Origin of the sequence: Pseudomonas sp. GD04091 (assembly GCF_029836165.1) — a bacterium.
Taxonomy (GTDB): Bacteria; Pseudomonadota; Gammaproteobacteria; order Pseudomonadales; family Pseudomonadaceae; genus Aquipseudomonas.
In genome coordinates this window covers 16993-34121 of the sequence record NZ_JAOEBG010000026.1, presented here as the reverse complement: position 1 = coordinate 34121, position 17129 = coordinate 16993, and the positions used below count along the sequence as shown (strand labels likewise).

The 17129-nt window shown below is 62.4% G+C and carries 20 protein-coding genes and 4 tRNA genes; 12 read left to right on the top strand and 12 right to left on the bottom strand.

From position 1 onward, the window contains the following. Positions 1 to 37 precede the first annotated feature (37 nt). A complete protein-coding gene (locus N7422_RS23335) occupies positions 38 to 520 on the top strand; it encodes a hypothetical protein (protein ID WP_252090308.1) in 483 nt (160 codons plus the stop codon). 222 nt (positions 521 to 742) lie between these two features. Next, positions 743 to 1366 carry a recombinase family protein gene (locus tag N7422_RS23330; RefSeq protein ID WP_279808758.1) on the top strand — a complete coding sequence of 208 codons (624 nt, stop codon included), beginning with the start codon at positions 743 to 745 and terminating at the stop codon, positions 1364 to 1366. Here the strand turns inward: N7422_RS23330 and N7422_RS23325 are convergent. The 4 genes from N7422_RS23325 to N7422_RS23310 form a co-directional block, all read right to left on the bottom strand. Next, entirely contained in the window at positions 1351 to 1845 is a 495-nt protein-coding gene (locus tag N7422_RS23325; protein ID WP_279808757.1) for a hypothetical protein, read from the bottom strand. The two genes, N7422_RS23330 and N7422_RS23325, sit on opposite strands and share 16 nt — an antisense overlap. Then, entirely contained in the window at positions 1845 to 2768 is a 924-nt protein-coding gene (locus tag N7422_RS23320; protein ID WP_182363517.1) for a hypothetical protein, read from the bottom strand. The genes N7422_RS23325 and N7422_RS23320 overlap by 1 nt, the downstream gene beginning before the upstream one ends. Positions 2769 to 3004: 236 nt before the next feature. Next, positions 3005 to 3080: transfer RNA gene (locus tag N7422_RS23315), tRNA-Thr, on the bottom strand. 58 nt (positions 3081 to 3138) lie between these two features. Continuing rightward, complete coding sequence (locus N7422_RS23310; protein WP_279808756.1) at positions 3139 to 3549, bottom strand: pilin; 411 nt, start codon at positions 3547 to 3549, stop codon at positions 3139 to 3141. Between the two features lie 227 nt (positions 3550 to 3776). Between N7422_RS23310 and N7422_RS23305 the strand changes: the two genes are divergently transcribed. From N7422_RS23305 to N7422_RS23280, 6 genes are all read left to right on the top strand, one after another. Next, a complete protein-coding gene (locus tag N7422_RS23305) occupies positions 3777 to 4985 on the top strand; it encodes a type II secretion system F family protein (RefSeq protein WP_279808755.1) in 1209 nt (402 codons plus the stop codon). 2 nt (positions 4986 to 4987) lie between these two features. After that, a complete protein-coding gene (locus tag N7422_RS23300; protein WP_279808754.1) occupies positions 4988 to 5854 on the top strand; it encodes an A24 family peptidase in 867 nt (288 codons plus the stop codon). Further along, the gene (gene coaE, locus N7422_RS23295) at positions 5854 to 6477 is read left to right on the top strand and encodes a dephospho-CoA kinase (protein ID WP_279808753.1); all 624 of its coding nucleotides are present in this window, start codon (positions 5854 to 5856) and stop codon (positions 6475 to 6477) included. Before N7422_RS23300 ends, coaE begins: the two co-directional genes overlap by 1 nt. After that, the gene (yacG, locus tag N7422_RS23290; RefSeq protein WP_125462598.1) at positions 6474 to 6674 is read left to right on the top strand and encodes a DNA gyrase inhibitor YacG; all 201 of its coding nucleotides are present in this window, start codon (positions 6474 to 6476) and stop codon (positions 6672 to 6674) included. The genes coaE and yacG overlap by 4 nt, the downstream gene beginning before the upstream one ends. Positions 6675 to 6802: 128 nt before the next feature. Then, on the top strand, positions 6803 to 7288 hold the full coding sequence (locus N7422_RS23285; RefSeq protein WP_279808752.1) for a hypothetical protein: 486 nt from the start codon (positions 6803 to 6805) through the stop codon (positions 7286 to 7288). A 13-nt stretch (positions 7289 to 7301) separates the two neighbouring features. Then, complete coding sequence (locus N7422_RS23280; RefSeq protein ID WP_279808751.1) at positions 7302 to 7550, top strand: hypothetical protein; 249 nt, start codon at positions 7302 to 7304, stop codon at positions 7548 to 7550. A gap of 52 nt (positions 7551 to 7602) precedes the next feature. Here N7422_RS23280 and N7422_RS23275 read toward each other — a convergent pair whose 3' ends face one another. Continuing rightward, entirely contained in the window at positions 7603 to 8286 is a 684-nt protein-coding gene (locus tag N7422_RS23275) for an energy-coupling factor ABC transporter permease (RefSeq protein ID WP_279808750.1), read from the bottom strand. Positions 8287 to 8396: 110 nt separating this feature from the next. Between N7422_RS23275 and N7422_RS23270 the strand changes: the two genes are divergently transcribed. The 4 genes from N7422_RS23270 (at position 8397) to N7422_RS23255 (ending at position 11199) form a co-directional block, all read left to right on the top strand. After that, on the top strand, positions 8397 to 8828 hold the full coding sequence (locus N7422_RS23270) for a hypothetical protein (protein WP_279808749.1): 432 nt from the start codon (positions 8397 to 8399) through the stop codon (positions 8826 to 8828). A gap of 55 nt (positions 8829 to 8883) precedes the next feature. After that, complete coding sequence (locus N7422_RS23265; RefSeq protein ID WP_279808748.1) at positions 8884 to 9513, top strand: DUF1780 domain-containing protein; 630 nt, start codon at positions 8884 to 8886, stop codon at positions 9511 to 9513. Positions 9514 to 9645: 132 nt separating this feature from the next. Next, the gene (locus N7422_RS23260) at positions 9646 to 9819 is read left to right on the top strand and encodes a DUF3094 family protein (protein WP_279808747.1); all 174 of its coding nucleotides are present in this window, start codon (positions 9646 to 9648) and stop codon (positions 9817 to 9819) included. An 84-nt stretch (positions 9820 to 9903) separates the two neighbouring features. After that, positions 9904 to 11199 (top strand): NAD(P)/FAD-dependent oxidoreductase, encoded by a 1296-nt coding sequence (locus N7422_RS23255; protein ID WP_279808745.1) that lies wholly within the window; start codon positions 9904 to 9906, stop codon positions 11197 to 11199. Between the two features lie 128 nt (positions 11200 to 11327). On the opposite strand, the gene N7422_RS23250 is transcribed toward N7422_RS23255, so the two are convergent. The 7 genes from N7422_RS23250 to rluD all read right to left on the bottom strand — a co-directional run bounded on the left by N7422_RS23250 (position 11328) and on the right by rluD (position 17115). Next, complete coding sequence (locus tag N7422_RS23250) at positions 11328 to 11864, bottom strand: dihydrofolate reductase family protein (RefSeq protein WP_279808744.1); 537 nt, start codon at positions 11862 to 11864, stop codon at positions 11328 to 11330. A gap of 113 nt (positions 11865 to 11977) precedes the next feature. Continuing rightward, a tRNA-Lys gene (locus N7422_RS23245) sits at positions 11978 to 12053 on the bottom strand. 6 nt (positions 12054 to 12059) lie between these two features. After that, positions 12060 to 12136, bottom strand: a tRNA-Pro gene (locus tag N7422_RS23240). Between the two features lie 4 nt (positions 12137 to 12140). Continuing rightward, positions 12141 to 12216 (bottom strand) — tRNA-Asn (locus tag N7422_RS23235). A gap of 388 nt (positions 12217 to 12604) precedes the next feature. Continuing rightward, positions 12605 to 15169, bottom strand: a complete 2565-nt coding sequence (gene clpB / locus N7422_RS23230; protein ID WP_279808743.1) for an ATP-dependent chaperone ClpB — start codon at positions 15167 to 15169, stop codon at positions 12605 to 12607. A gap of 246 nt (positions 15170 to 15415) precedes the next feature. Beyond that, positions 15416 to 16156, bottom strand: coding sequence for a peptidoglycan editing factor PgeF (pgeF, locus tag N7422_RS23225; protein ID WP_279808742.1), 741 nt, complete (start codon positions 16154 to 16156; stop codon positions 15416 to 15418). Beyond that, a complete protein-coding gene (rluD, locus tag N7422_RS23220) occupies positions 16153 to 17115 on the bottom strand; it encodes a 23S rRNA pseudouridine(1911/1915/1917) synthase RluD (RefSeq protein ID WP_279808741.1) in 963 nt (320 codons plus the stop codon). Before rluD ends, pgeF begins: the two co-directional genes overlap by 4 nt. Positions 17116 to 17129 lie beyond the last annotated feature (14 nt).

Sequence of the window (17129 nt, the reverse complement as noted above, 5' to 3'; positions counted from 1 at the left end):
ATATGCCTTTCGAAAAGCCCAATTTGGAGAGTTATGTATGAGCTACGTTCTGCTTGTGAAAACGGATGAAAAGTGGGTTGATCAGAAGAAAAGGTGGTTCGAAGTGGAGCTCTCCGATGGCGTCCAGCTTACTGACGTAAAGTATGTATGCATCTACAACGGTGATGGCACTGGTGGTGCAAATGATCACGGAGGGTACGTACTAAAAGTAAAAGAGTGGTCGGTGTCTGAGGTTGATGGGCTGGCCAAGCGGAGCATCGGCATTGGTGCGTATTCGGCTAAGCCCGGTCACTTTTTCACCGCCTGGAAGCTGATAGATGAGGGAATCATCAGCCTGGAGTCGATTCAAACCAAAGCGGTTACGCGTTTTGAAGCTGAGCTGAAGTGGGTTGAAATACCGGTCGGGCCGCGCGCGCCCGACTTTGGGAATCTGGCGATCGACCTACAAACCGCCAAGCAGTCAGTCGCAAACTTTTACGGGTTTTCTGCCGATCAGGTTTTCATAAAAATCCAAGGCTGAGTAGCTAACCCTGTGCGCTCTTGCGGGCCCGGCACTCCTGGGCCTAACGCTCAGTCAACTAGTGCCAGGCAGCGTAGTCCCTCCTCCCACGAGACACTCGGTTTTTCGAGTATGCCCAGGCTGATACGGGCAAATCGAGCCTTTATCAGCCTTTCCGCTTGATAAGTACCACCCAAAATGCAACATTGTTAGGACAACACCCTAACTGATACAGGTTGCCCTATGTTCATCCGCGCCTACCTTCGAGCATCCACCGACGAGCAAGATGCCGGCCGCGCCCGGGCCTCCCTGGAAAAGTTCGCCAGCGACCATAACAAGGTCATCGCCTGCGAGTACCTGGAGAACGCCAGCGGCGCCGCTGCGGATCGACCTGAGTTGCTGCGCCTGCTCAAGGATGCCCGCAAGGGGGATGTGCTCCTTGTCGAATCCATCGACCGCCTCTCCCGCCTCCCTGCCAACGACTGGGCCAAGCTCAAAGGTGCGATCGATGCGAAAGGCCTGCGCATCGTCGCGCTCGATCTGCCCACCAGCCATCAGGGGATGCGTGACACGCAAGGCGACGAATTCACCGGCCGGATGCTGGCCGCCATCAATTCGATGCTGGTGGAGATGATGGCGGCGATCGCCAGGAAGGATTACGAGCAGCGCCGTGAGCGCCAGGCTCAGGGCATCCAGAAGGCCAAAGCGGCAGGTAAGTACCAGGGCCGACCGGTTGACGAGGAGCTGCACGAGCGGGTGAAAGAGCTGCTGGGCGCCGGCCTGGGTATCCGGGCCACGGCAAGGCACGCGAACTGCTCTACCACCACCGTGCTCCGGATTAAATCTTTATCTCAATCGGCAGATTGATTATTTGAGCCCTTCTTTTTCTCATTGATCATTTCATTGTAGCGATCAACCTGGAGCTGCATTAGCTGATTCGGAAGTGTGAGAGAAATAATAAAAGCAAGCGTAGCCAACGACAGATAAGCTCTTTCCAACCACATCAAAAGATCACCAGGATCCTTACTTTTCATGAGCAAGTTTGACGCAAAAATAAGACCAAGCACGCTCAAATAAAGCATGAAAAGCCACTTATATCGAATGATACGATTCACAAAGGTAGTTTTTTTGGAGGCTGCCTCCCTCCAAATTTTCGCCGTTGGCTTAGGCTCAATGAGCAGAGTAAGGACCGTCATAAGGAAGCCCGCCAGTATAGCGAAGACATCTGTAATCATAGATCTGGCGTCGTCGCTCTCATGGATCAAAGGCTGCCCCTTCCAGCCGCACCAGCAGCTGACAAAAAGCGCGCCTAGGAAGAAGAACACACGACGCCATTCAATTTTCATTATTGCTCCAGCAGGTTCTGCTTAACCAACTGCCCGTAGTATTTGATAATACCATCCCAGACATTTACATGGTTTAGCGAGGTTCCATTTTTCTCAACAGAGATAGTGGAGTGTAGCTTGACATCCTCACTAGTAATTGGCGTTCCGTCTCGCGTCAATATAGTGAAACTATCTACGGGAGAGTCATCATCACCTAAAACTTCGTTCGCAAAATCGGTGATTGTATCTTTCGACTCGACCGTTGCACGAGAATTCCCCTCCAACCCGATCTCAAGAGCGACGGTCATATTCTCAAGCGCCTTTTCTTGGGAGCGATCAGGATCCTTACCAATGAGAGCCAGAACCTCATCACCAACCGAGGACATGACTTGCCCGAACCAGCCCTTTTCAGCTTCTGGCAAGCTGAGCTTGTATGCGTTTACGTTCAGTCTAATGGTCTTAGCCCCCTGGGCATTAAGGAGGGCGACCTTGTCGATATTACTCGACGGATGAAGTTTTATAGGATCAAGGGCGTGCCCCTGCCCCTTGAACAGGTGAAAGAAATAGGATGTGCATTTTTGGTGCGTCAGGCCGTGCCCACAGAACAGCACGTTATGGCCGTTCACGAGTACGTAGCCTTCACCCGTCTTGAACTCTTTGCCAGCTGGGGCGCCTAGACTTCCTTCGTTGTCCTGCTTCCCGGCAGCTTTAGGCGTCAAAGTCGAGTTAAAGGTGCCTGGAGAGTAGCGCGTGAGGTGGTACAACCGCCCCGCGGGCGAGTCACGGAAACGCTGGATGCGTATGACATCCTCAAAGAGTTGGATTTCGGTCTGCCCGATAGTGAGGGCGTCCGAAATATCAATCAGCGTCTCGCTTATGTCGACGAGATGACCAGCGAGGTTCATCAATCTGAAACAGTAGATCCGCTTCGGTACTCGACTCATTGCCACACCCTAAACACCATTTTGTTAAAGGATGACATATGGAGTCTAACCAGCAGATGACCTCGGATTCCGGGTCAGGCAGCGATTGGGGACGTCCATTTGCACCCACCACACACCCACAGATAAAACCGCGAGGAAGCTGTCAGGCCGAGAGAAAACCCTCTCAAATTGCTGTCACGCTGCTGTCATGCATGAGAACTGCGAAAACTGAATTTAACCTAAAGCCTTGATTTTACTGGTGCCGGAGACAGGAATCGAACCTGCGACCTTCGCGTTACGAGTGCGCTGCTCTACCGACTGAGCTACACCGGCGTGTTGCGCAACGTACCACTGCCGTGTCGGTTACGCAAACCCCTGTTTCACCTCACTTTCACTGCGCCTTGCAGCCATTCGGCGCGAGGTCTTCCTCGACCGTGGTGGCACAGGTCCAGCCGGCCTGGGTGCGTGCCAGGGTAAGGGTCTTGCCCAATACATTGGCCGGCGCTTCGGCCAGGGTGCAGACAATGCTGGCCGTACCATCCGCCGCCCTGCCGCTGGCGGTGATCGCGCAGTGCGCGGTGCTCGGTTGGCCGCCCAGGCTGGCGACGTCGGGCACGTCCTTGCCTTCGTTCAGGCGCACATCCATCGGCGTCTTCAGCGCGGAGATCTCCAGCAACGCTGCAGCGGCTTTGGCGCGGGCCTGGTGGTTGGTGTACATGGGAATGGCGATGGTCGCCAGGATGCCGATGATCGCCACGACGATCATCAGTTCGATCAGGGTGATACCTCGTTGCCCTTTCATGAACGGTCTTCCTTCGCAATACATGGAGGCGCGGTCGGCGCTGTTTCATCTTGGGGGCGCCGCGCCCGGCAGGCGCGCAGTAGGCCTGAACCGACACCTTTTGTCACCCCTGCTCGGCAGGGCGTCATCTTCGCTGAACTACTCTAGTGAGCGTCATGGAAACGCGCCCGGGGACGGGCCCGGCAAGCTGTTACGGGGCTTGTCGCATCACTGCAAGGGACTCTCGCATGCCAGCTTCCACCCGCCTCTATGCCTGGGAAGGCGTCGATGCCTCCGGCGTTCGTCAACAGGGCCAGCAAACGGGGCGCAGCCCGGCCTTCGTGCAGGCGTGGCTGCGACGCCAGGGCATCCGTGCCACGCGGGTGCGGCTGGCGGGCGGGCTGCGTTGGCGCTGGCCACGGCGGGCGGGCAAGGCGGATGCGCCGGGGTTCAGCCGGCAGCTGGCGACCTTGCTGATGGCGGGGGTGCCGTTGCTGCAGGCGTTCGAGGTGATGGCGCGCAGCACGGTGGACAGCGCCATGGCGACGCTGCTGGCGCGGCTGAAGCAGGACGTGGCGGCGGGGCTGGGGTTGGCGGAGGCGTTGCAGCGCCATCCGGCGTGGTTCGATGCGCTGTACTGCAACCTGGTGCGGGTGGGCGAGCAGTCGGGCACGCTGGACCGGCAGTTGGAGCAGATGGCCGGGATGCTGGAGAAGCGCCAGGCACTGCGGCAAAAGGTGCGCAAGGCGATGCTGTATCCGGCGCTGTTGCTGCTGACGGGGCTTGGCGTGGCGGCGTTGTTGCTGCTGGAGGTGGTGCCGCGCTTTCAGGGGCTGTTCGCCGGTTTCGACAAGGCGTTGCCGGCGTTCACCCAGTGGGTGATCGATTTATCCACAGGGCTGGGCGATCACGTGGGGTGGCTGGTGCTGTTGATAACCCTGTCGGGGCTCGGCGTGCGGGCGCTTTATCGGCGCCATCTGCCGGCGCGCCTGTGGATGGTGCGCTGGGGGCTGCGGGTGCCGGTGCTCGGCACGCTGCTCGGGCAGGCGGCGCTGGCGCGCTTCGCACGCAGTCTGGCGACTTCGTATGGCGCCGGCGTGGCGTTGCTGGATGCGCTGGCCACGGTGGCACCGGTTAGCGGCAACAGCCTGCATGAGCGGGCGATCCTGGCCCTGCGCCAGCGCGTGGCCAACGGGCTGGGCCTGCAGCAGGCGATGGAAGCGGACGGGGTGTTTCCGCCGCTGCTGCGCCAGCTGGTGGCGGTCGGCGAGTCCAGCGGCACCCTCGACAGGATGCTGGACAAGGCCGCGCAACATTACGAAGAGCAGGTGGGCCAGGCGCTGGAGCAGTTGACCACGCTGCTGGAGCCGGCCATCGTGCTGATCCTCGGGCTGCTGGTGGGGGGCCTTGTCGTGGCGATGTACTTGCCGATTTTCCAGTTGGGTAGCTTGATCTGAACATGAATGCCTGGACCCTCGTCATCGATCATCCGCCGTTCTTCTTCACCCTGGCCGCGCTGCTGGGGTTGCTGGTGGGCAGTTTTCTCAATGTGCTGGCGCACCGTCTGCCAGTGATGCTCGAGCGCCAGTGGCAGCGCGAGGCGCAGGAGGTGCTGGGGCTGCCGCAGACGGTGCACGAGCGCTTCGACCTGTGCCTGCCGGCTTCGCGCTGCCCGCATTGCCAGCGCAGGATCCGCGCCTGGGAGAACATCCCGCTGCTGAGCTACCTGGCGTTGCGCGGGCGTTGCTCGGGGTGCAAGGCGCGGATCAGTGCGCGTTATCCCCTGGTGGAAATGGCCACCGCCCTGCTCTCGCTGCTGGTGGCCTGGCATTTCGGGCCGGGCGTCGAAGCGCTGGCGGTGATGCTGCTGACCTGGGGCCTGATCGGCTTGAGCCTGATCGATGCCGAGCATCAGCTGCTGCCGGATGTGCTGGTGTTGCCGCTGCTGTGGCTCGGGCTGGTGGTCAATGCCTTCGGGCTGCTGGTGCCGCTGGCCGATGCGCTGTGGGGCGCGGTGGCGGGTTACCTGAGCCTGTGGTCGGTGTACTGGGTGTTCAAGCTGGTGACCGGCAAGGAGGGGATCGGCTTCGGCGACTTCAAGCTGCTGGCCATGCTTGGCGCCTGGGGGGGCTGGCAGATCCTGCCGCTGACCTTGATGCTGGCCTCACTGGTGGGGGCGCTGATCGGGCTGACGCTGGTGCGCCTGAAGCGCACGCAGATGGGCGCGGCGCTGCCTTTCGGGCCCTATCTGGCCATTGCGGGCTGGATCGCGCTGCTCTGGGGTGATGAAATAGTCGCCTCTTACCTGCAACTGCTTGGAACCTGATGAGCACAGCGCCCTTCACCCCCTGGATTCTCGGCCTGACCGGTGGCATCGGCAGCGGCAAGAGCGCCGCCGCCGAGCGCTTCGTCGAGCTGGGCGTGCACCTGGTCGATGCCGACCAGGCCGCGCGCTGGGTCGTCGAGCCAGGCCGCCCGGCCCTGGCCAGCATCGTCGAGCGCTTCGGCCCCGGCGTACTGCTGGAAGATGGCCAGCTCGACCGTGGCGCCCTGCGCCAGCTGATCTTCGCCGACCCGACGCAACGGCAATGGCTGGAACAGCTGCTGCACCCGCTGATCGGCCAGGAGATCTTCAGCTACCTGGCCAAGGCCGAGACGCCCTATGCGGTGTATGTCTCGCCGCTGCTGATCGAGTCGGGGCAGTACCGCAAGACCCAGCGGATCCTGGTGATCGATGCGCCGACCGAATTGCAGCTGCAACGCACCTTGGCGCGCGACAATACCAGCCCGCAACAGGTGCAGGCGATTCTCCAGGCCCAGCTGGCCCGCGAAGAGCGCCTGCGCCATGCCGATGACGTGGTGGTCAACGATCGCGACCTGCAATCGCTGCACGAGCAGATCGACCGCCTGCACCACTTTTACCTGACTTTGCGAGGAGGCCAGCCATGAGCCAGCCGATGACCGTTGATTGCCCGACCTGCGGGGCGCCTGTGGAATGGGGCGAGCAGAGCCCGTTCCGGCCGTTCTGCTCGGACCGGTGCAAATTGATCGACCTGGGGGCCTGGGCGGCCGAGGAACACAAGATAGCAGGGGCGGACGAGTCCGAGGATGAGCTGTATTCGGGGGATCTGGAGCCGCGTCATTGAGGCTGGATTCACTCCCTGACGTTTCATACAGATCAATCAGACCAAGCTGAATAGGCGCGCGCCCCATCCATTGGCATCGTTCGATACCCATGGATCAAAGCCTCACGGGCTGAGGAAGGGGAGCGCGCATGCACGTCGACAAGCACTACCAAGTCATCGCCTCGCATGGCCTTGTGTTCGACGTAAGCGAGTTCATCATTCAACCCGAAGCATGTTGCCACCTGCGTACCCTTAGCCTGCCGTTCATTCACAAAGCGCACTATCAGGTCGTAGAAAAAGTGGCAGAGCTCTCCGACAGGATGCTGCCCGGGAAACTTCCCTGCCATATGAGGGCCGCTGTCTCCCGCCCCCTCAGCCGCCAGCAAGGCGACCTGCTCAACGACCAGCGCCACACTGTGACCAATGTTATCGGCGCCCTGGCAGGCAAAACCACGGCAGTACTTGTGGGTGGCCCGGCAGGCTTTGCAGCTGGCCTTGTGACAGGGGGCGCTGCCTCCTGGGGAGCGAAGACGAGTATTCCTACCTTCCACGCAGGCGATGTACTGGTATTGCTATCAGCGCGGGTACATGGCGGCATCGGACCACAGTCATCCTCATTGCTGCTGGTCATCTGAGCAGGACGCCAACATGCCAGAACTGTACTTCATCGCTTACGGATTGGCGGCAGGCGTGCTGCTCGACTGGATGTGCCGTCCCAAAGTGTTGAGAAAGGCCGTGTACGTCATCTTCATGGTGGTCGGCATCACCACGTGCTCCCAATTGGGCGAACGGCAAGTGCTGCAGCTCGATGGCGGCCTGTGGGGGATGTTGTTCATGCTTGTCGGCCAGCGCCTGCTGTTCAAACGCTCACGCTATTCTCGCGACGATGGGGATTGAGAAACGACAGGCCCAGATCAATCAATCGCGGGGCAAACCGGTACCAGCCACATCACTTCTCTTCATCCTTCCACGGCGCCTGCAGATACCGGGTGCGGTTGAACGTCTCCAGCCACTCGGGGCAGAACACCACCAGGGCAGTGATCACGGTGCCGTTGATGAACGCCTCGGGGAACATCATCAGCCACAGATAGCCGACGAAGTCGCCAAGCCATTCCGGCATGGCGAAACGTTCGTCCAGCCACAGCAGCCCCAGCGCGGCCGACACGCAGGCCAGCACGGTCAACGCCGCAGGGAAGAACCCGGAACAGAAGATATACACGAACAGGTTACGCGGCTGCGCGCGTTCGACCAGGATCGCGCACACCTCGGTGACCAGCACCGGCAGGCCGATGATCAGCAGGCCGTTGACGCCGAGCGCGGCGAGGTCCTGGCGGCCCAGCAGCAAGAGGCCGAGCTGGGCGAGGAAGCCACCGAGGATCGCCAGCGGCCAGTCCAGCAGCAAGGTGACGGCGGTCATGCCGATGAAGTGATACGACACGCCAGTGTCGAAGTCGCGGCGCACCAGCCACAGCGCGAACAGGCAGAACACGGTGCCGAACAGCAGGTGCTGGCGGCGGGTATCGGTGAACAGCTCGACCCAGCGGGTGCGGCTGGCGGCCCAGATCAGCAGGGGCAGGTAACCGAGCCAGCCAAGGGTGAGGCTGGTGCTGGACAAGACCTGTGCGCTGATCACCTGGACAATACCCCTGCCTGCTTTGTGGACATGCCTGAGTCTACACCCATTCTCCCTTTCTTCCGGTTGCTATAGGCTGTGGCCCTCTTTCGATGCAGGACGCATCCGTCATGACTGAAGGATTCAACCTCCCCTTGCTGCTCGGCGCGGCCTTCAGCGCCGTCGCCGGTGTGCTGCACCTGGCGGTCATCGTCGTGGGGCCACGCTGGTACCGCCTGTTCGGCGCGGGCGAACGCATGGCCCGGGCCGCCGAGCAAGGGCGCGTCTACCCGGCATTGGTCACGGCGGCGATCGCGGCGGTGCTGCTGGCATGGGCGGCCTACGCGCTCTCGGCGGCCGGCGTGATCGCTCCGCTGCCCTTGCTGCTGCCGGTGATCTGCCTCATCACCCTGGTGTACCTGGCCCGTGGCCTGCTGGGCCCGCTGCTGCTGGCCGGCACCGGGCGCAGCCGGCGTTTCATCGCGGTCAGTTCGGCGATTTGCCTGGGTGGCGGGCTGCTGCATTTGCTTGGCGTGATCCAGCAATGGCTGGTGCTTGGCTAATTCCCACGCACAAACAGCATCTTACCGTCATGAATTAGCGACTAAGCTTGTCCCCATGGATGACTCAGACTACCTGCGCCTGCTTACCATCCAGGCCGAACAAGCCAATGCGTTCCTGTCCAATGCCCGCAAATGGGAGCGCGAGCGTTGGGTCTGCCAGCGCCTGCTGCAAGGGCTGAACATCCCCTACCGCGGCGAGGACTTCACCCCGGCCGGCCAGGAGCCGCCGGATGTGCTGTTCCGCGACGCGGCGTTCGAGGTGTTCTTCGTGCTCGACGAGGGGCGCCGGCTCAACGACGAATGGCGCGAGGAGCTGCAACGGCGGCGCAGTGCGTTTTCCCTGAGCCAGCTGGTGCGCCGTGAACAACGGCCACGGCGGATCAGTGCCCAGGAGCTGCTGGTGCGGCTGGCGCCGACGCTGCGCAAGAAGTCGCACAACTACCGTGAACGCGGGCTGGACCTGAGCGAACTGGACATCATCGCCTTCGCCAGCCTCAAGCGCGAGGTGCTCGACCTCAACAGCCATTTCCCGCCGCCCACCGAGTACCTGCGCCAGGGCTGGCGGTCGCTGTCGCTGGTGGGACCGACCTTCGCCCGGGTGCTGTTCGCCCACCCGGACGCGCCGGATTTCCTGCGCGGCAACCTGGGGCGCAGCATCGTGTTCGACGTCGGTATCAGTCTTTGATCCAGTGCCGGGTGTCTTTGCGATCACGTACACTCGGCGCCAGGGATAGAAAGCATTATCATTCGTTCCATGCGTTTGCGTGAGCGCTGTGGCGTTTGCGCATCCACCAACGTCTATCTGACGAGGCCCAGCATGACCAGCCGCCTGAATCCCGAAGATCAGCGTCGCGTCGATGAGTACCTGAGCGCCCCCCAGCATCAAGTCGAGCGCCGGCCCTTCCGGCCGTTGCTGCTCCTGTTGCTGGTGGTGGTGGTGACCATCGGTCTGGGCCTGTTGAGCCGCCTGCTGAGTGGACTGGTGCTATGAGCTGCCTTGCGCTCGCCCAGCCCTCGTGTCGGACGCGGCCGGACCTTGTGTCCACGAATTCCGTAAAACTTGTGAGATATCCCCATGACTCATCGCATCGTGATTGTCGGCGGCGGCGCCGGCGGCCTGGAACTGGCGACCCGCCTGGGTAAAAGCCTGGGCAAGCGCAAACAGGCCGAGATCACCCTGGTTGATGCCAACCTGACGCACATCTGGAAACCGCTGCTGCACGAAGTGGCCGCCGGTTCCCTGAATTCCTCGGAAGACGAACTGAACTACGTGGCCCAGGCCAAGTGGAACCACTTCAACTTCCAGATGGGCCGCATGAGCGGCCTGGACCGTGAAAGCAAGCTGATCCAGCTGGCCGCGACCCTCGACGACGACGGGCGCGAGCTGCTGCCTGCGCGCACCATCGGCTACGACACCCTGGTGATCGCCGTGGGCAGCAACACCAACGACTTCGGCACCCTCGGCGCGGCGCAGCACTGCCTGTTCCTCGACAGCCGCAAGCAGGCCGAACGCTTCCACCAGCAGCTGCTCAACCACTACCTGCGCGCCCACGCGGGCGACGTGGCCAGCGAGCAGATCAGCGTGGCCATCGTCGGCGCCGGCGCCACCGGCGTGGAGCTGGCGGCCGAGCTGCACAACGCCGCCCATGAGCTGGCGGCCTACGGCCTGGACAAGATCCAGCCGAAGGACATGCACATCACCCTCATCGAAGCCGGCCCTCGCGTGCTGCCGGCGCTGCCGGAGCGCATCAGCGTGCCGGTGCACAAGACCCTGGAAAAGCTCGGGGTGACAGTGATGACCAATGCCGCGGTCAGCGAAGTGACCGAGGATGGCCTGAAAACCGCTTCGGGCGAAGTGATCCAGGCCAGCCTGAAGGTGTGGGCGGCGGGCATCCGCGCACCGGGCTTCCTCAAGGACATCGATGGCCTGGAGACCAACCGCATCAACCAGCTGGTGGTGCGCCCGACCCTGCAGACCACCCGCGACGACAATATCTTCGCCTTCGGCGACTGCGCCGCCTGCCCGCAGCCGGGCAGCGACCGCAACGTGCCGCCCCGGGCCCAGGCCGCGCACCAGCAGGCTTCGTTGCTGGCCAAGAGCCTGAAGGCGCGCCTGGAGAACAAGACGCTGCCGACCTACGAGTACAAGGATTACGGCTCGCTGGTGTCGCTGTCGCGCTTCTCGGCGGTGGGCAACCTGATGGGTAACCTGATGGGCAGCGTGAAGCTGGAGGGCTGGCTGGCGCGGATGTTCTATGTGTCGCTGTACCGCATGCACCAGATGGCGCTGTATGGGACCTTCCGCACCTTGATGCTGATGCTGGGCAGCAAGATTGGCCGGGGTACCGAACCGCGCCTGAAGCTGCACTGAGGCTTCAAGATCCAGGGCTGCTGCGCAGCCCTTTCGCCGGCAAGCCGGCTCCCACAGTCACAACGCAAGCCGAACAACCTGTGGGAGCTGGCTTGCCAGCGAAAGGGCCGCAAAGCGGCCCCAGCGATTCACTTGACCACGCGATACGTGCTCTGCACAAACCCACTCTCGTAACTGGTCGTCTTCATGTGCTGCAACAGCACATCCTTCGCCAACTCGCCGAACAACGGAATCCCCTGCCCCAGCAGCACGGGAATGCGAGTAATGGTCAGCTCGTCCACCAGCCCCTCGCGCAAAAAACCCTGAATCAGCTTGCCGCCATCCAGGTACAGGCTTTTCGCGCCAGTCGCCTGTAAATGCTCGAGCAACGCCGGGATCGGCCCGGGATGCAGTTCGACTTGCCCCGACACCCCCTTGGGCAGCGCTTGGAGGGTACTGCTGACCACCACCACCCGCGTATCGGGATACGGCCACTCGCCAAAGGTCATGACCTTGTCGAAGGTTCCCCGCCCCATCACCAGCGTGTCGATGCCCGCCATGAACCCGGCGTAGCCATGGTCGTCGGGGGATTGGGTGGCGCCCAGCAGCCAGTCGAGGCCGCCGTCTTCGCGGGCGATGTAACCGTCCAGGCTGGTGGCGATGAAAACACTGGCTTTGAGGGGCATGCGCTACGCTCCTGCGGGCAAAGGCCACAGGGTAGCAAGTGCGAGGGGATGCCACATCCTGAAAAACGCGGACAAAAGAAAAAGGGCATCTCATTCGAGATGCCCTTTTTACATGGTGGGTCGTGTAGGATTCGAACCTACGACCAATTGGTTAAAAGCCAACTGCTCTACCAACTGAGCTAACGACCCGGAAAATGGTCGGGGTGAGGGGATTCGAACTCCTGACATCCTGCTCCCAAAGCAGGCGCGCTACCGGACTGCGCTACACCCCGAGATTGGCTCCGCGACCTGGACTCGAACCAGGGACCCAATGATTAACAGTCATTTGCTCTACCGACTGAGCTATCGCGGAACTGAACTTCGGTACATCTTTACCACTTCGAAGCCTGTGTTAGCTTCGAACTCTTCAGCGTTGTCGCTGTTGAGGCCGGCTATTCTACATTCTTCGTTTTGCTTGTCAACCACTTTTTTTCGTTCAACTTACTGATTTGTAAGTTGTTTTCAGATCGTCGATGTTGCTGGCGATCTGCTCAGTGCCTGACAGCGGGGCGAATATTAGGGGCACTCTGAATTTAGTGCAAGCATTTTTTTCAAAATTTTCAGCAGGTTAGACAGGGCCCAGAAAATCAGGGGTTTGCATTGGCTGTACCGCGCCATAGCGGGGCAAGCCCGCTCCCACAAAATGCGCCTCGCTTCGGATGGCATCCCAAAAAAAGCCCCGCTTACGCGGGGCTCGTTGATCAGGCAAAGACGATCTCGTCGCCCTCCACCTTCGCGGTGATCGCCGCGCCGGGCAGGAACTCGCCGGCCAGGATCAGTTGCGCCAGCGGGTTCTCGATCCAGCGCTGGATCGCTCGCTTGAGCGGCCGTGCGCCATACACCGGGTCGTAACCGACGGCGATCAGCTTGTCCAGCGCCTCCGGGCTCAGGCTCAACGACAGCTCGCGCTCGGCCAGGCGGCTGCGCAGGCGGCCGAGCTGGATCTCGGTGATGCCGGCGATCTGCTCGCGGCCCAGAGGCTCGAACACCACCACTTCGTCGATCCGGTTGATGAACTCCGGACGGAAGTGCGAACCCACCGCGTCCATCACCGCCGCGCGCTGAGCCTCGCGGTCACCGGCCAGTTCCTGGATCTGCGCCGAGCCCAGGTTGGAGGTCATCACGATCACCGTGTTGCGAAAGTCCACGGTGCGCCCATGGCTGTCGGTCAGGCGGCCGTCTTCGAGCACCTGCAGCAGCACGTTGAACACATCCGGGTGGGCTTTCTCCACCTCGTCGAGCAGCACCACCGAGTACGGCTTGCGACGCACGGCCTCGGTCAGGTAGCCGCCCTCCTCATAGCCCACATAGCCTGGCGGGGCGCCGATCAGGCGAGCCACGGAGTGTTTCTCCATGAACTCGGACATGTCGATGCGCACCATGGCCTCCTCGGTGTCGAAGAGGAACTCGGCCAGCGCCTTGCACAGCTCGGTCTTGCCCACGCCGGTCGGGCCGAGGAACAGGAACGAGCCACTGGGGCGGTTCGGGTCGGACAAGCCGGCGCGGGAACGGCGCACGGCGTTGGCCACGGCGGTCACCGCTTCGTTCTGGCCGATCACGCGTTCGTGCAGCAGGCTTTCCATCTTCAGCAGCTTTTCGCGCTCGCCTTCGAGCATCTTGGCCACCGGGATGCCGGTCCACTTGGAGACCACTTCGGCGATTTCTTCCTCGGTCACCTTGTTGCGCAGCAGCTGGTTCTCGGTCTTGCCGTGCTGGTCGACCATCTGCAGACTGCGCTCCAGGTCCGGGATCACCCCGTACTGCAGCTCGGCCATGCGGCTCAGGTCGCCCTTGCGGCGAGCGGCCTCCAGCTCCTGGCGGGCCTGCTCGATCTTCTGCTGGATCTGCGCCGAACCCTGTACCTCGGCCTTTTCCGAGGCCCAGATCTCTTCGAGGTCGGAGTATTCACGCTCCAGGCGCTCGATTTCCTCGGTCAGTTTCTCCAGACGTTTCTTCGCCGCTTCGTCTTCTTCTTTCTTCAGCGCCTGGGATTCCACTTTCAACTGGATCAGACGACGGTCGAGGCGGTCGAGCACTTCCGGCTTGGAGTCGATCTCCATGCGGATGCGGCTGGCGGCTTCGTCGATCAGGTCGATGGCCTTGTCCGGCAACTGACGATCGGTGATGTAGCGGTGGCTGAGCTTGGCCGCGGCAATGATCGCACCATCGGTGATGGCCACCTTGTGGTGCACTTCATAGCGCTCTTTCAGGCCACGCAGGATGGCGATGGTGTCTTCCTCGCTCGGCTCTTCGACCAGCACCTTCTGGAAGCGGCGCTCGAGGGCGGCGTCCTTCTCGATGAACTGGCGATACTCGTTGAGCGTGGTGGCGCCGACGCAGTGCAGCTCGCCACGGGCCAGGGCCGGCTTGAGCATGTTGCCGGCGTCCATGGCACCCTCGCCTTTCCCGGCGCCGACCATGGTGTGCAGTTCGTCGATGAACAGGATGATCTGGCCTTCCTGCTTGGAAAGCTCGTTGAGCAGCGCTTTCAGGCGCTCCTCGAACTCGCCGCGGTACTTGGCGCCGGCGATCAGCGCGCCCATGTCCAGCGCCAGCAGGCGCTTGCCCTTGAGGCCATCGGGCACTTCGCCGTTGATGATGCGCTGGGCCAGGCCTTCGGCGATGGCGGTCTTGCCCACGCCAGGCTCGCCGATCAGCACCGGGTTGTTCTTGGTGCGGCGTTGCAGCACCTGCACGGTGCGGCGGATTTCGTCGTCACGGCCAATCACCGGATCCAGCTTGCCTTCCTCGGCCCGTTTGGTCAGGTCGACGGTGTACTTGTCCAGGGCCTGGCGCGATTCCTCGGCGTTGGCGTCGTTCACCGCCGCGCCGCCACGCAGGTTGTTGATGGCGTTTTCCAGAGCCTTCTTGCTCACGCCCTGGCCGAGCAGCAGCTTGCCGACCTTGCTGTTCTCGTCCATGGCGGCGAGCAGCACCAGCTCGCTGGAAATGAACTGGTCGCCCTTCTGCTGGGCCAGGCGGTCGGCCTGGTTGAGCAGGCGCGCCAGGTCCTGGGACATGTTCACGTCCCCGGTCGGGTTCTGGATTTTCGGTAGCTGGTCGAGTTCCTTGGTCAACGCCTTGCGCAGGCTGTTGATGTCGAAGCCGACCTGCATCAGCAGTGGCTTGATGGAACCACCCTGCTGGTCGATCAGTGCCTGCAGCAGGTGCAGGGGTTCGATGGCCGGATGGTCCATGCCCACGGCCAGGGATTGGGAATCGGATAACGCGAGTTGCAGCTTGCTGGTCAGTCGGTCTATTCGCATGGGGATACCTTCCTTTAAGGGGCAGGCGGAGCGATGGACAGCACCTTGATGATGAACCTGCCTGAGATGACCAATAGATAAGGGCAATTCTGGAAGATTCAAGCGTAGCGGGGTTGACAAGTGTCAGCTTGAGCGTTCAGCAGTGGTTTTTTCGCGGGTAAACCCGCTCCCGCAGGATCTCCATCGCCCTTCGGCACATCCCAGCACCTGTGGGAGCGGCTTTACCCGCGAAGAGGCCAATGCAGGTTAACGCGGCTGCAGCCAGACCAGCGAAGCGAAGCGCCCACCCTGCGGGGTGCGGCGATAAGAGAAGAAACGCGGGTCGCTGACGGTACAGAACCCACCGCCATACACGGCAGTGACGCCCCGCGCCGCGAGGCGAATCCGCGCCAGCTGGTAGATGTCGGCCATCAGCTTGCCCGGGCGCTCGCCCTCGACGAACGCCGTGGCCGCCTCGGGATGCACGGCGGTAAAGGCATCGCGCACCTCCAGCCCCACCTCGAACGCCTGCGGCCCGATGGCCGGCCCCAGCCATACCAGTACCTCTTCCGGCGGCAGGGCCAGGCGATCGAGGGTGGCCTCGAGCACGCCACCGGCCAACCCGCGCCAGCCGGCATGAGCAGCGGCGACACGGGTGCCGGCGCGGTCGCAGAACAGCGCGGGCAGGCAATCGGCGGTCATCACGGTGCAGGCGATGCCGGGCTGGTCGGTCCAGCTGGCATCGGCTTCGGCGACCGTGGTCGGGTCGGCGTCGGCCACCACCAGCCCGTGCACCTGCTTGAGCCAGGCGGGCTGGATGGCAAATTCATCGCTCAGGCAGCGACGGTTCTCGGCCACCGCGGCGGGCTCGTCGCCCACGTGATCGCCAAGGTTGAAGGATTCGTAGGGCGGCAGGCTGACGCCGCCCTCGCGGGTGGTGACACAGGCGCGAACCGAGGCCGGGGCTGGCCAGTCGGGAAGGATCAGCGACTGCGTCAGACCGCTCATCCGATAAAGCTCTCGCGGTCCTGGTTGAGCAGCGACAGCAACCAGACGAAGTCGTCCGGCAGCGGCGAGGCCCATTCCATGCGCTCACCGGTGGTCGGGTGATCGAGCGCCAGGAAGCGAGCGTGCAGGGCCTGGCGCGGGAAGTTCTTCACCGCCTCGACCATGGCCACGCTGGCCGCAGGCGGAATGCGGAAACGCACGCCGTAGGTCTGGTCGCCGACCAGCGGGAAGCCGACGTGGGCCATGTGCACACGAATCTGGTGCGTGCGGCCGGTTTCCAGCTTGACCCGCACATGGGTGTGCGAACGGAAGCGCTTGAGCACGCGGTAGTGGCTGACGGCCGGCTTGCCGCCCTCGGTCACCGCCATGCGCTGGCGCTCGCCGCCGTGGCGGCCGATCGGGGCGTCGATCTTGCCGCCGGCGATCACCACGCCGACCACGATGCACTCATAGACGCGGCTGACCGAACGCTTCTGCAGCTGGTCCACGAGGTTCGTCTGCGCCTGCAAAGTCTTGGCCACCACCATCAGGCCGGTGGTGTCCTTGTCCAGGCGATGCACGATGCCGGCGCGCGGCACGTTGACGATGTCCGGCACGTGGTGCAGCAGGGCGTTGAGCAGGGTGCCGTCAGGGTGACCGGCCGCTGGGTGGACCACCAGCCCCGCGGGCTTGTTGATCACCAGGATCTGGTCGTCTTCATAGACGATGTCCAGCTCGATGTCCTGAGCCACCCATTCGCCCTGGGCCTCCTGCTCGGCCTCGAGGGCCAGGATGGAGCCTGTGTGGACGGTGTCGCGCGGTCGCAGCACCGCGCCATCGACAGTCAGGCGGCCATCTTTGATCCACGAGGCCAGGCGCGAACGCGAGTACTCGGCGAACAGTTGGGCGGCGACTTGGTCGAGGCGTTGGCCGCCCAGTTCGGACGGGACCTCTGCGCTAAGTTGAATGATCTCGGACATGCTCGAATCGACGG

Coding starts and splice junctions, on each gene's coding strand:
- N7422_RS23270 (WP_279808749.1), top strand. CDS start 8,397: ATGACTGAAGGATTCAACCTCCCCTTGCTGCTCGGCGCGGCCTTCAGC.
- yacG (WP_125462598.1), top strand. CDS start 6,474: ATGAGCCAGCCGATGACCGTTGATTGCCCGACCTGCGGGGCGCCTGTG.
- N7422_RS23330 (WP_279808758.1), top strand. CDS start 743: ATGTTCATCCGCGCCTACCTTCGAGCATCCACCGACGAGCAAGATGCC.
- N7422_RS23320 (WP_182363517.1), bottom strand. CDS start 2,768: ATGAGTCGAGTACCGAAGCGGATCTACTGTTTCAGATTGATGAACCTC.
- clpB (WP_279808743.1), bottom strand. CDS start 15,169: ATGCGAATAGACCGACTGACCAGCAAGCTGCAACTCGCGTTATCCGAT.
- N7422_RS23325 (WP_279808757.1), bottom strand. CDS start 1,845: ATGAAAATTGAATGGCGTCGTGTGTTCTTCTTCCTAGGCGCGCTTTTT.
- N7422_RS23260 (WP_279808747.1), top strand. CDS start 9,646: ATGACCAGCCGCCTGAATCCCGAAGATCAGCGTCGCGTCGATGAGTAC.
- N7422_RS23285 (WP_279808752.1), top strand. CDS start 6,803: ATGCACGTCGACAAGCACTACCAAGTCATCGCCTCGCATGGCCTTGTG.
- N7422_RS23305 (WP_279808755.1), top strand. CDS start 3,777: ATGCCAGCTTCCACCCGCCTCTATGCCTGGGAAGGCGTCGATGCCTCC.
- N7422_RS23335 (WP_252090308.1), top strand. CDS start 38: ATGAGCTACGTTCTGCTTGTGAAAACGGATGAAAAGTGGGTTGATCAG.
- N7422_RS23265 (WP_279808748.1), top strand. CDS start 8,884: ATGGATGACTCAGACTACCTGCGCCTGCTTACCATCCAGGCCGAACAA.
- pgeF (WP_279808742.1), bottom strand. CDS start 16,156: ATGAGCGGTCTGACGCAGTCGCTGATCCTTCCCGACTGGCCAGCCCCG.
- coaE (WP_279808753.1), top strand. CDS start 5,854: ATGAGCACAGCGCCCTTCACCCCCTGGATTCTCGGCCTGACCGGTGGC.
- N7422_RS23310 (WP_279808756.1), bottom strand. CDS start 3,549: ATGAAAGGGCAACGAGGTATCACCCTGATCGAACTGATGATCGTCGTG.
- N7422_RS23250 (WP_279808744.1), bottom strand. CDS start 11,864: ATGCCCCTCAAAGCCAGTGTTTTCATCGCCACCAGCCTGGACGGTTAC.
- rluD (WP_279808741.1), bottom strand. CDS start 17,115: ATGTCCGAGATCATTCAACTTAGCGCAGAGGTCCCGTCCGAACTGGGC.
- N7422_RS23300 (WP_279808754.1), top strand. CDS start 4,988: ATGAATGCCTGGACCCTCGTCATCGATCATCCGCCGTTCTTCTTCACC.
- N7422_RS23280 (WP_279808751.1), top strand. CDS start 7,302: ATGCCAGAACTGTACTTCATCGCTTACGGATTGGCGGCAGGCGTGCTG.
- N7422_RS23255 (WP_279808745.1), top strand. CDS start 9,904: ATGACTCATCGCATCGTGATTGTCGGCGGCGGCGCCGGCGGCCTGGAA.